The sequence below is a fragment of the Pseudomonas sp. NFACC02 genome, from assembly GCF_900110765.1.
In the GTDB taxonomy this organism is placed as follows: Bacteria; Pseudomonadota; Gammaproteobacteria; order Pseudomonadales; family Pseudomonadaceae; genus Aquipseudomonas.
This window is the reverse complement of sequence record NZ_FOEO01000025.1, coordinates 65030-77065: the sequence shown is the minus strand read 5'-3', so window position 1 is coordinate 77065 and position 12036 is coordinate 65030. Positions and strand designations below refer to the sequence as shown.

Annotated in this window: 12 protein-coding genes and 2 pseudogenes; 4 read left to right on the top strand and 10 right to left on the bottom strand. The window is 57.0% G+C overall.

Annotation, left to right across the window (positions count from 1 at the left end; translation table 11 throughout):
* The 3 genes and pseudogenes from BMY73_RS28615 to BMY73_RS19045 all read right to left on the bottom strand — a co-directional run.
* Window positions 1–673 (bottom strand): hypothetical protein (locus BMY73_RS28615; protein WP_256571218.1); only part of this gene is annotated, 673 nt, incomplete at its 3' end.
* A 19-nt stretch (window positions 674–692) separates the two neighbouring features.
* Window positions 693–1169, bottom strand: a pseudogene (locus tag BMY73_RS28610) (Hcp family type VI secretion system effector); the annotation flags it as partial.
* A gap of 586 nt (window positions 1170–1755) precedes the next feature.
* Window positions 1756–2502: a MarR family transcriptional regulator gene (locus BMY73_RS19045; RefSeq protein WP_092409018.1), complete on the bottom strand. Its 747-nt coding sequence runs from the start codon at window positions 2500–2502 to the stop codon at window positions 1756–1758.
* A 327-nt stretch (window positions 2503–2829) separates the two neighbouring features.
* Here BMY73_RS19045 and BMY73_RS19040 point away from each other — a divergent pair, with 327 nt between their 5' ends.
* The gene (locus tag BMY73_RS19040) at window positions 2830–3054 is read left to right on the top strand and encodes a hypothetical protein (protein ID WP_062379972.1); all 225 of its coding nucleotides are present in this window, start codon (window positions 2830–2832) and stop codon (window positions 3052–3054) included.
* Between the two features lie 216 nt (window positions 3055–3270).
* A complete protein-coding gene (locus tag BMY73_RS19035) occupies window positions 3271–4614 on the top strand; it encodes an OprD family porin (protein WP_092409016.1) in 1344 nt (447 codons plus the stop codon).
* Window positions 4615–4898: 284 nt separating this feature from the next.
* Here the strand turns inward: BMY73_RS19035 and BMY73_RS19030 are convergent, their stop codons facing one another.
* Window positions 4899–5189 carry a hypothetical protein gene (locus BMY73_RS19030; RefSeq protein ID WP_139214254.1) on the bottom strand — a complete coding sequence of 97 codons (291 nt, stop codon included), beginning with the start codon at window positions 5187–5189 and terminating at the stop codon, window positions 4899–4901.
* Here BMY73_RS19030 and BMY73_RS19025 point away from each other — a divergent pair.
* Window positions 5176–5634 carry a hypothetical protein gene (locus tag BMY73_RS19025; RefSeq protein WP_062379965.1) on the top strand — a complete coding sequence of 153 codons (459 nt, stop codon included), beginning with the start codon at window positions 5176–5178 and terminating at the stop codon, window positions 5632–5634. The two genes, BMY73_RS19030 and BMY73_RS19025, sit on opposite strands and share 14 nt — an antisense overlap.
* A 265-nt stretch (window positions 5635–5899) precedes the next feature.
* Here BMY73_RS19025 and BMY73_RS28430 read toward each other — a convergent pair whose 3' ends face one another.
* The 3 genes from BMY73_RS28430 to BMY73_RS19010 all read right to left on the bottom strand — a co-directional run bounded on the left by BMY73_RS28430 (window position 5900) and on the right by BMY73_RS19010 (window position 7419).
* Window positions 5900–6112, bottom strand: coding sequence for a hypothetical protein (locus BMY73_RS28430; protein WP_218190164.1), 213 nt, complete (start codon window positions 6110–6112; stop codon window positions 5900–5902).
* Between the two features lie 3 nt (window positions 6113–6115).
* Window positions 6116–6703: a nucleotidyltransferase domain-containing protein gene (locus tag BMY73_RS19015; RefSeq protein WP_218190163.1), complete on the bottom strand. Its 588-nt coding sequence runs from the start codon at window positions 6701–6703 to the stop codon at window positions 6116–6118.
* Window positions 6704–6783: 80 nt separating this feature from the next.
* A complete protein-coding gene (locus tag BMY73_RS19010; protein ID WP_062380311.1) occupies window positions 6784–7419 on the bottom strand; it encodes a LysE family translocator in 636 nt (211 codons plus the stop codon).
* Between the two features lie 329 nt (window positions 7420–7748).
* On the opposite strand from BMY73_RS19010, the gene BMY73_RS19005 reads away from it, so the two are divergent.
* Complete coding sequence (locus BMY73_RS19005; protein ID WP_092409010.1) at window positions 7749–8828, top strand: diguanylate cyclase; 1080 nt, start codon at window positions 7749–7751, stop codon at window positions 8826–8828.
* A gap of 69 nt (window positions 8829–8897) precedes the next feature.
* Here BMY73_RS19005 and BMY73_RS19000 read toward each other — a convergent pair whose 3' ends face one another.
* The 3 genes and pseudogenes from BMY73_RS19000 to BMY73_RS18990 all read right to left on the bottom strand — a co-directional run bounded on the left by BMY73_RS19000 (window position 8898) and on the right by BMY73_RS18990 (window position 12025).
* Entirely contained in the window at window positions 8898–9617 is a 720-nt protein-coding gene (locus tag BMY73_RS19000) for a hypothetical protein (RefSeq protein ID WP_092409008.1), read from the bottom strand.
* Between the two features lie 343 nt (window positions 9618–9960).
* Window positions 9961–10226, bottom strand: a pseudogene (locus BMY73_RS18995) (LuxR C-terminal-related transcriptional regulator).
* 479 nt (window positions 10227–10705) lie between these two features.
* Complete coding sequence (locus BMY73_RS18990; RefSeq protein WP_092409006.1) at window positions 10706–12025, bottom strand: MFS transporter; 1320 nt, start codon at window positions 12023–12025, stop codon at window positions 10706–10708.
* Window positions 12026–12036 lie beyond the last annotated feature (11 nt).

Genomic DNA, 12036 nt, shown 5'->3' with positions numbered 1-12036 from the left:
CCACTTCAAGCGCGACGCCGATGTATCCCCCTCGTTTGATGATGGTTGCCGCTTTTGCAACGCCTGCCACGGTGTCGGCGTAGCGGGCGATCTCGCCGTGTTTTGCATAGCTTTTGGTGGACAGTCCCAACAAGTCCTTGATGCGGGTGTTTTTGCCCAGGCCTGAGCCGGTGCTGGCGTAGCTGCTCAACTGTTTTTGTATTTTGGCTTCCAGCAGGGTGCGCTTCTGGAAGAAGAGCTCGCGGTTCTGGAGTTTCCCGGAGGAGAAATGGCTTTTGTAGAGCGCATCGATTTCTCCCAGGCTGCCCTCGATGTTTTTGAGATGTCGGCTCCAACCGTCGGAGACCGTACCTGTCGCGATGGAGGTTCTGTCGAGGACGTCTTGCAAGAAGTCGTAGTTCTCGACCATGTAGCTGTCTCCTGCCATGCCGTTGATGAGCAGCATGTGGTGCACTTCGGTGGCCCTTTTCATCAGGTAGGCCTCTTGGGTGGTGCAGGATTTGGTGGAGTAATCGCCAATGATGACCATCTCGCCAGCGAGCACGACGGTGTCGCGAATGTGCGCGTTGAGCGTGTCGAACTTCGCCAAAGACTTCCCGGCCAGGGAGACGCTGGACTTCAGGCCCTGGTAGGTCTGCATGCGTGGGTTGATGAAGCTGTAAGGCGTGGCCATGGGATACCTCAGGCGTATTTTTTGTGCCGATTCGGTCCCATCCACCCGCGACGTTGCCGCCGCCGCTGCCGTCGGTGCGTTTCTGTTGGGTGTAAACGGTTTTGATCCGTCCGTAATTGAGCTTGACGACTTCAAGGGGGACGCCAGCGCTGGCGTTCTGCGTGTATTCGGAAATGATCACTTCTTCGAGGATGATTTCGAAGTACTTGAGCTTCTCCCCGCCCGCGCGATTCAGGGTGAGCCTGACTTCTTTCAGGTGATCGCCTGCGCAACAGGCTTCCATCAGTCGGCAGCTGGCGCTGTCCAGCAACTTCGTGAACGTCAGATCGGTGAGCGTGGTGCGGCCGGATGAAGCGCCCCCGGTAGAACTGGCGGTGGCCGTTGTACTTTGGTGGCTGCCGAAGTTGTAGCCGGTAATTTCGATCCAGCCTTTGTGTTTGCCATCCAAAGCCTCGCCACCGATCCCATCCATCTGGATGAATGCGTCAAAGGACATAAACGTTCTCCTAACCGATTCAAGAAATGCTGCGGTTGAGGATTTTTCCGGTAATACAAGGCGACGGGATATAGGCCTCCGAGTTGCGAGGTGTAGGATCTTTTTGAAGTTAGCTGCGATGTTTCCTACAGATGTCGGGCTTTGGAAGACTGGCGGGCTGCGGGCGGGCTGGGAGTGAAGTTCGAAAGAATGGCCCTGGTTAAACTAACCACGGGTATGAGGAGAGTCAGAAAGTGTGCTTGCGGACAGGGTCTGTTCCGAACGCGAGATGCGGCAGACGCTGATGACATTCATCCCGATCCCGTCAAGCGTGGTTACGTCGATAAGGGGTGTATTGGCGGTATTCGAGTGCGAGGCATCTTTGCGGAGCAGACGGGATTGGTTGAGGTGCAGCGCTGGTGCCAGGAGACGCGGAGCGTCTCGGGATGCGTTACCACGCGGAGCGTGGGCACGATCCACATTCACCTCGCCAGCGGGCTCCCTGGGTAGATCTGCGCCCTCCTCGCCATTGCTTCGGCTGTGTGGCTGCATTCGGTCGCCAGTGTGCTGATGCCGAGCATGTCGAAGTTGTGATTCGCCGCCTCGCTCATATCCTCATCCCTGCTTTCAATAGCTTGACTGCTACGGCCGTTTCCCTCGGGCCGCCGAGTCGAATAGCATCCACCAGAGCCAGATAGTGATACAAGGTTCGATCCTGTTTCACCGCATGAGCGACGGTTTTGTAAAGGGGCTCGACGGCCTGCCCTTTTTCTTTTCCCTTAGGGTCCGGCCAGACGATGATCTGGTTACCGGCACTTTTCAGATGTTTCGTGAGTACAGGCGATGCAAACCCCGTCGGAATGCCTCGTGTCAACGCGCCCGGTTTCACAGGAAAAAAGTACTTCAGTGCGTATTCGGTGATATTGAGCAGCTCGTCCCGATTCACCTTGGGTAAGGAGGTCTGGTAGTCATTCGTCAGCAATCCAGCCTTGCGGCAACGGTTGATCGAATTTGAAACCTCGCTTTTGCTGATCCCGAGTGAATCTGACAACGCCCTGAGGGAATAGCTGTCGGACCATCGATCAGCTACAGGCGAACCCTGCTCATCGTTCCCCTCCCATCCTGTCCATTCGGCCGATACAGCTTTCTCCAGACGGTTGAGGGTGCTGACGAGATCTTCCGGCTCCGCTGAAACAGTCGTAAACCGGGGTCCCGTCGTGAAGCGACGATCCAGTAGATCAATCTCAGAAAGATTGCCGAACAGGCGGTTCTCCCCCGGCCCTTCCGGTCTCATTTCCTCCTGGGTATGGAGGCTCGCCATTTTGAACAGAAGCAAAACGTCCTGACCCTTCATAATCGCCCGCCTTCCAAGTGTCCACATTCCATGAAACGTGGACACATCACGCTTGAGTTTTTTTGTCTTGTCAAGGACGGATCTGAGTGAACCGTCTGTGGAGAAGTTTCTACGCACGGGCCTACGGCAAAAATGCTCAGCTTGTACGTAGCCTTCCGGAAGAAATTAGCGGCTATGGATAAATCCCCAGGCAGTCATTAACTCCGTGTTCTACACATAACATTTTCGCTAAACAATATTTACCCGGGTTTCATTTGATCCTTGAGGCCATGGTTCTTAAAGTGAGCTCACCTAATCGAACTTTCACGACCAAGAAGGTTTACTCATATGTTTAAAGCCATTGGTTTTGCCAGCGCTCTTGTCTTGTCTTCTTTATTGGCCGCACCGTTCGCCATGGCGGAAGAGTCTTCAGCCTTTGTTGCGCGCAATGATGCGATTCATGCGACCTTCGAGCAGCACGAGGAGGCTCTTGCCGCCAGGGCGAGGGAGCAGGACAAGACTCGACAAGCCTCGACCTATAACCCTCAAACGGAGAATACCAAGCACACCTGACCTGTACGCTGTTCCAGTTTTTGTCCGTTTCACGTCTCTGTTTCATCCTGTTCTGCGTCGTTGCTCCCGGCGTGGGGCCTCAAAGCTCCAAACTTCAGCCGCTGTCCCCAGCGGCTTTTTTTTGAGCAGGAGAAAGTTGCAACACACTTAACAAAAACAAGGCTTATTTATTACGCCACTGCCAGTATCCATAAAGTCTGCGGGGAATAGATAACAATGAACGAGTCTTTCAAATACAGCGTTTTATTCGTTGCGATGACCGCGACACTGTCGACGGCCGTGTATGCCGATGACGCCGCGAGCAGCAAGGACGGGTTTATCGAGGGGTCGAATTTCAATCTCGACCTGAAGAACTATTACTTCAACCACGACCGGCACGATGGCAAGCAGGACAGCAAGGAGTGGGGCCAGGGCTTTGTCGGTACGTATGAGTCCGGGTTCACTCAGGGGCCGGTGGGTTTCGGGATCGACGCCAATGCGATGCTCGGGCTGAAGCTGGACGGCGGCGGAGGCAGCGGCGGTTCGAGCATCTTGCCGACGACGGCACCGAATCCGAACAAGGACAACCTGTATGGCGATGCGCCTGACTCATTCTCCTCGGCCGGTGGCGCGTTGAAGATGCGGGCGTTCGATACGGTGCTGAAAGCCGGTGACATGTTCCTCAACAATCCGGTGATCGCCGGCGGCGCGACGCGGATGTTGCCGATGACATTTCGGGGCTTCAGCCTGACCAACAACAGCGTCGATCATCTGACGCTGGACGCCGGTCAGGTGAGTTCCGACAAGTTGTTCAACCAGAGCGGCAACGGGCGCATTGGCACCTATTACGGCACCCTGCCCGATGGCGACAAGAGCAAGCACATGAGCTGGGCGGGTGCGACGTACACCGGTGTGCCGGGGATGACGTCGAGCCTGTATGCCTCGCAGCTCAAGGACATCTGGAACCAGTATTACTACGACCTGGACTACAACTGGGCGCTGAATGATCAGGTCAGTCTGAACCCCGGTTTCCATTACTACCACACGCAGGACACCGGCCAGGCGCTGCTGGGCAGCATCGACAACAACACGTTCAGCGTACACCTGGGCGTGACGGTCGGGCATCAGACCCTGACGACATCGCTGCAGAAGGTCAACGGCAACACGCCGTTCGACTACATCCAGGACGGCGACAGCATTTACCTGGACAACTCGCAGCAGTATTCGGATTTCAACGCGCCCGGGGAAAAATCCTGGAAGTTGCAGTATGCGTATGACTTCGTCGGGTGGGGAATGCCAGGACTGACCTCGTCGCTCTCCTACACGCGCGGGACGATGGATCTGACGAAGGCAACCACGGCGGCTGACTCGGGTTACAGCTATTACAACGCTGACGGAAAAGACGCCATGCATTGGGAGCGGGATGCCGACTTGAAGTATGTGGTGCAAGGCGGCCCCGCGAAGAACCTGGGCGTGCGGCTGCGGTGGGCGACCAACCGTGGCGGCGACGGGTACAAAACGGTGGATCACAATGCGGATGAGTACCGGGTGATTGTGGATTATCCGATCAATGTCTTCTGACCTGTTACCACCCCATTAACGACAATCGGCAACGTGGCAATCCGGCGCGCTGGATTGCCACAGAGCTGCACGGCGTCTGAATGTTGGGCATGAACCTATCTACGGCTTCTCTCCCTCAGGCAAAATGCCGACCCTCTGTAGGAATTGGCTTTTAACGAGGTAGGAATGCGCTCGCTTAATCTGAAAACTGTCGTGGTCAGCAGCGTTCTGGCCGTGTGCCTGGGCATGACGGGCGCGCAGGCGGCGACTGACACCCCGCAGCCTGCCACATCGACCACCACCCCTCAGCCGTCCAAAGCCACAAAGAGCTCAACACCGTCGAAGACCGCCAAGACTTCAACGAGCTCAAAGACCTCAAAAACCTCCAAGACTTCGGCAACGTCGAAGACCGCCAAAAGCTCAAAAAGCTCAAAAACCGCCAAGACCTCCGCGACGTCCAAGAGCTCGAAAACTTCGAAAACTTCGAAGAAGTCGAATACCTCGAAGACGTCGAAAACGTCAAAGTCCGCCAAGACCACGCCCAAGCCCGTCCCCGCGCCACCGGCGACGCAGCAGGTGACGATGCTCGGCGGCAAGTTTGTCTTCGGCCTGCCCAAGGAGTACGTCGAAGGGCCGATGGAAGAGATCGACGACAAGGCCCGTGCCGAAGGCGTCACCGGTGCGCTGTACATGAACAAACCCGCGAAACGCGTGGTGATCGTGACCGAGACACCTTTGCCGGATGCGCAGAACGTGCCGTCCAACGATGCGCAGACCCTGGACAACATCATCGCCGAAACCCTCGTGCAGCAGCAGTCCAGCTACAAGGACTTCAGCAAACTGGGCGAGAAGAAGATCGTCCGCCAAGGCCTCGACCTGCGCCAGCTCGACATTTCCGGCAGCGTCGACGGTGGCAAGGTGCTGAGCACGACCATTGCCGCCGTCTCAGGCACGCGCACTGCGGTGGTCAACGTGATTTCGCTGGAAAAAGACATCAAGGCGCATGAGGCGTTGGTGAACAGTCTGACGGGGGGCAAGTGAGTTGCTGCTTTTTTGGCAGCGATTGAAGCCTTAAAAGCAGCAAAAAAGTAGCCATTACGGGTTATTTTTCAGCCAGACCGTTATGTCATTTATGAGGAATTGGGCTTGGCCTAACGCGTCTTGGGCCATCGATTCGCTTACGGGATCGCCGGAGTAATCGCTGAGGTTGCGCTGTTTGCGCAACCCATCCAGGGTAATCATCCGCGTCCGCTCCAAACCGATCGTTAACGGTAATGTCTGGATCATCGTCTGGTGGTGCCCGGGTTTACTCGTTAATGCGAAAGCCGTTCGCCTGCAATACAGCGTTGGCGGCTTGCATGATCGACTTGTACGCCATGTCGAACCGCCCCTCACAGCTCATTCCCGGAAGCCGCGCGTCTTCAAGACATCTCTTCGCCGCCGCCATGAGTCGCTCCACATTTCCGGCATCGTAGGGAATGCTTTCTAAAGCCCTGCCAATCAGATTATCCAGTGTCATCGCTCACTCCTTGTGATGGGTCAGGTCGTCCTCCGAACCAATGACGAACATCTTAGGCTTGACCATCAGATCGCGCACGAAGCCACCCTGCTCTGTTAACAACTGGAACCACTCTTGCTGTTGGTACTGCTTTGGATTGATCTCTCGCCCCATGCTGTCCTGCAATGAATACAGGTGCGTCACCAGTTCGCGGAAACCGACGTTGCCAATGACCATCAGATCAATGTCACTTTCGGCAGTGGCTTTCCCGTTTGCCATCGAGCCGAACACGAATGCGCAGGCTATTCGATCTGACAACGGAGCGAGCGCCTCAGCCAACGCATCGGCTACACCGTCAGTCTTGCGCAAGATACTGACGAGCTCCGGGAAAATAGGGCATCGCCGGTTCGCCCGATACTGCGCTTGATTGCCGACACGCTCCTTGAGCAACACCCCCACCTCTACCATTTTGCTCAACTCGCGACTCAGCGTTCCGGACAGGGTGCCAGTCAGTCGAGCGATCTCGCGCAGGTGATATTGCTTCTCCGGGTGCAGCAACAGCAGCGCCAGCACCTTTCTGCGGTACTCAGAGAACAGGAATGTAGACAGCACGTTAACCACCTGAATGCTGCTTTAAAGGCAGCAATTGAAGCCTTAAAAGCAGCATTTTTCAAGCTCGCCCCAAACACGCCTCACCTGCGCCCTTCCACCGCCATCCGTACGGCGAATCCAAACAACACCGTCCCCATCAGATAGCGTTGAACATTGGCCCAGGTCGGCTTTGTGGAGAGGAAGACCGCGATCGAGCCTGCGGCCATGGCGACCATCGCGTTCACGGTGAGGCTGACGCCAATTTGCACGCTGCCCAGCACCAGTGACTGGCTGAGCACGCTGGTGCCGTTACCAACCGTGATGAACTGCGGCAGCAGTGAGAGATAGAGCACCGCAACTTTCGGGTTGAACAGGTTGGTCATCAAGCCCATGAGGAACAGTTGTCTGGGGCTGTCCTGCGGCAGGTTTTTAACCTGAAACGGCGAGCGACCTCCCGGTTTGACGGCTTGCCATGCGAGGTAGAGCAGGTACAGGGCGCCGGCGATGCGCAAGGTGTCGTACGCGTAAGGCACCGCCATGACCAGGCCGGTGATGCCGAATGCCGCGCAAAGCATGTAGAAGATGAAGCCAATGCCCACGCCGCCAAGGGAGATCAAACCCGCCTTTCGACCTTGTGAGATGGATCGCGAGATCACGTAAATCATGTTCGGCCCTGGTGTCAGCACCATACCGAGTGAGATGAGGGCAAAGGCAATGAGGTTGGCAAGTTCGGGCATGACCACGTCCAGCGGCAAGTTCGGATAGCCGGTGAAGAACCACGGCGGTTGCGCCATTGCATCGCAGCGCATACGGCAAGAAAAGACACAGATCACGGAAAAATCGACCCTGACAGATCAGTGGTCCGCTGGTGGTTCCACGCATTCCGACTACGCTTGGCGCACCCGTTTGGGTGTTCGCGCCTGAGCAGGCGACAGCCGGTGGCGATTATTTACCTGATAGTGGCAAATGGCTCTTCCCTGTACCCAATGGGCAAGCGACACTCTGAACCGCTGGTATTGGCCGATGTTTCAGTCGGGATGCTGCATCATGGACCCGGTGAAGCGCTATGAACACCTCACGTCATAAAGGTCTTTCGTTTGCTCGGCGCATGTATGTGCCGCGTACGGTGGGGCTGAGCATCGGTTTCTTTACCGTCGCGGCGGCGATGTACCCGTCACACCCTCCCGCCTGGGTATGGATCGCAATGATTCTGAACGGCTACGGCTGGTCTCACCTGGCATACCTGCTGGCCAAACTTTCAAAAAATCCCTACGCGGCTGAGCGGCGTAACCTTATTTACGACTCGATTCTGGGCGGATTCTGGGCAGGGGCAATGGGCCTCAACCCGTTGCCTACGGTCACAGTGCTTTCGATGATGGCCATGAATAACATCGCGGCGGGCGGCCCACGTTTTTTTCTGGTCGGTTGCGGGGCGCAGATAGCCGGCGCGCTGGTGGGTGGGTTCATCTTCCTGCCAGAACTGTTTCCGGCCGTCACACAGGTGCAGGTGTACGCCTCTTTGCCAATGCTGGTGATTTACCCGATGGCGATCGGTCTGGTCTGCTATCGCGTCGCGTTGCAACTGTCCAGAAGCAAGAAAGCACTGGAAAAACTCAGCACCACGGACAGCCTGACCGGCCTTATGAATCACGGCGCCTGGAAAGACCTGCTGACCGTTGAGTTCAATAACTGCCAGACACTGAAACGGCAGAACAGCGTGGCGCTGATCGACATCGATCACTTCAAGACCATCAACGACACCTACGGCCACATCATCGGCGACAACGTGCTCAAACAGCTGAGCAGCGTGCTGTCTGCCGGCCTGCGCGAAAGTGATCTGGCAGGTCGCTACGGGGGTGATGAATTCTGCGTGATCCTGCCCGACACCACCCTGGCCCAGGCCACCGACGTTCTCGAACGCTTGCGGCGCACGGTTCACGAGCATACCCACAGCGTCCTGCCCGACCTCAAAGTCAGCCTCAGCATCGGCATCGCACCTTACGGCCCGCACCTTACCGACGCCAGCATGTGGCTGCACGAAGCGGACATGGCGCTGTACGACGCCAAGAGCACCGGGCGAAACCGAGTGACCTCGGCCAGGCCCGGCGTGAGAGTGTGTGAGAGATTGACTCCGGAGTTTGAGTGAGTCAGCGGCGCAGACGCGCGATGGTTTCGAAGCCTGCCGGCGCCTCGGGCGAATTAACGGGCATTGTGGTCACCCCAACGGGTCTTCCGGGCTTTGTATCTGCTTGAGGAGATCCATCGGCGACACCGTTTCAAACAGCGTTACCAGGCTGTCCTCAAGCTTCAACGGACCGTACAGCCCTTCTTCACGCTCAAGATGAGCCAACTGAACGTCCCGATAGGCACCGGGGTAGATGCTTTTTTCGAGAGGCAGCAGCCGGTCGAAATGCTCAAGCAACCCTCGGAAGACAATGCGACGCTCCACCACACCGCGCGTGGTCGCGATCAGTTTTATAAAGAACTCTGAGTCGGCCTGGCGCATGGCCTCATAGGCCGCGTATCGCTCGACGAGCGTGTAGGCACCCGACTCATCGAAAATCACGCAACAGAGCGCTTCGCGGTGACGTCCGTGGAACGGGTTGTGCGCTGCTCCTCGACGGTGACTCTGGGCAAGCGCGAAGGCGACGGCCAACTCAGCTTCTTGCCGTCGCCGTGCGCTGCCGAGGCGAGTGAGGTCATCGAGTGCTGGTGCCTGGCGTCCCAACCGTTCGATTTCAGCGCAAAACGTGGCAAACAACCCTTGCGGCCCAAACCACTGTCGATGAACCGCTTGAAGCTGATCCCTGGACATCGCTCGCTGGCGGTCGCTCAATCGCTGAAACTCACTCAGGACTTCCTGATCGTCCTGTTCTTGCGCAAATCGCGGCGTGTCTGTTGCCCTGCCGCGTTGAATCGAGCTGAATGCAGTCATTGTTCGTTCCTTGTTGTTTTTAATTTCTTGCCCGGGAGCACAACACCGGGCGGTCCGTCAGGTGTCCTGACGCGCGGTTTCCGGCAAAAAGCGCGTAATGACCCGCGTCGGTAAAAAACCGACGAATCCACGGACACCGGGAATAGCCGTTAACGGAGTTTCAAGAGATCAACACTCACGCGATACTCGCGCATCGCCACTCCCTGACACCTGCCTTGAAAAATAAATGAGGGATCAAATACTTTTCACACACGCACAGAGAAACTCCCGAAGAACAGCTATCGAGGCACAACCCCTATTCAAAATACGATAAGACTCAGAGCGCTTATTATGCGCCGATCAATCAGCGATACAATCCGTCAAATGTAGGGGGTGTGGAAGTTTTTTCTTGCGTGGGAATGCGACGTGCAAAGCCATAAGTTGTGCGCGATTCTTCACCCCATTCTTTTTCAAAAGCGCGGACACATGGTCGCGGGCCGTGTAATCACTGATGCCGAGCTGCTGGGCGATGTCTTTGTTGGTATACCCCAACAGCACCAGCTGCAGCACTTCTCGCTCTCGTGGAGTCGCCCTGCTTAATCGTTTCCGCTTCCGCTCTAGTCCCAGCATTGTTGTGTATCGACCTCGATGAGTTACCTGCCACGGCTTAAAACAACCATCGGCGTTAAAAAGTTTTTATTGAGCTTTTTTCGTGTTTTTTTGACGTGTCAATACTGAGCACTCACAGGACGAACATGAGTACCGAAAGAAGTAATTATTCCTACATAAATGAGAGAAACTTCGCCTGATTAGTCTTACAAATATAACTTCAGACACACGCCATCAGTTGCAAACGATAACGTTCACGCGCTCAAGGGTTGGATACTTGTATAGACAGGGACGATATACGTGGCAAATGATAATTACAATCATCTGTTACAAATGAGCGGTCAGTGCTGTGGGCCTGCTGGCTGAGGACAGCGCAGCACTCAGCCACGGCCTGCGCCTGAAAAGCGCAGGTCGTGGGTCAGAAAGGGAAATGCCTGACAGGTGTTCGGGAGGTCGGCTGACCTTCAGGGATCGGGCGCCGCTCGCCGACGCCCCGACGGTCAGCGACCGCAGCGCACCACTGTCGGGTCATCGACCTGCAGGCCTCTGCGCAGGCCGAAGAACAGCGCGGTTATCAGTCCCACTGCGCCCATGATCACGCAGTAGCCTACACACACCCACGGGCTCCACGGCATCAGTGCGATCAGCGCCAGCGGCGTGGTGCTGGCCCACAGGGCGTAACTGACGTTGTAGGTCAAGGAGATGCCCGACACGCGAATCGTCGCCGGGAAGAGTCCGACCATGACCGACGGCACGACGCCGACGATGCCACAGGCCAGCCCCGCCAACGCATACGCGAGGCTGACCGGCAGCCAATGAATCACCAGGCTGGCGTACAACAGGCCGACGCCGACCGGCAGCAGCAGGCTGTACAGGATCACGCCGCGCCAGGCACCGATGCGGTCCACCAGCCTGCCCGCCAGCACACACCCGATATTGAGAAAGACAATGCCTACGCTGCTCAGCGCAAAGGTGTCGCTGGCGCTCATGCCGAATCGCTGCTGCATGACCGTGGGCGTAATCACCACCAGCGTGACCACCGCCGAGGTCAGCACGCAGGTCAGCAACGCTGCCGGCAGCAAGGACTGGCGATGCTCGCGCACGACGGCCCACAGCGGCAGTTCGGTCATGCGCTCACGTTGCGCGTGCAGCGCCATGAACACGGGCGTTTCGCTCAGCCAGCGGCGCAACCAGACGCCGATCACACCAAAGACACCGCCCAACAGGAACGGGATGCGCCAGGCGAAGTCGAGAATTTCCGTGTGGCTGTACACCTTGGCCAGCCAGGTCGCGGTCAGCGCACCGATCAGGTAGCCGAACGTCAGGCCCGCTTGCAGAACACCCAACGCGTAGCCGCGATGCCCCTTGGGCGCGTGCTCGGCGACGAACACCCAGGCGCTCGGCACTTCACCGCCCACCGCTGCACCTTGCAGGATGCGCAGTGCCAGCAGGATCAACGGAGCCCAATAGCCGATGTCGGCGTAGGTCGGCATCACGCCAATTAGCAGACAAGGCAAAGCCATCATCAGGATGCTCAGGCTGAACACCCGTTTGCGGCCCAGTTTGTCGGCGAAGTGCGCCATCAGGATGCCGCCCAGCGGGCGCGCCAGATAACCGGTGACGAAGATCCCGAAGCTTTGCAGCAAGCGCAGCCACTCGGGCATTTCCGGCGGAAAGAACAGTTGGCTGAGGGTCAGCGCGAAGAAGACGAAGATGATGAAATCGTAGATTTCCAGCGCCCCGCCCAATGCCGCCAGGCCCAGGGTCTTATAGTCGCCCCGGCTGATCGGTTGTGGACGTGGTCGAAGAATGGCTGTCATGAAAGACCCCA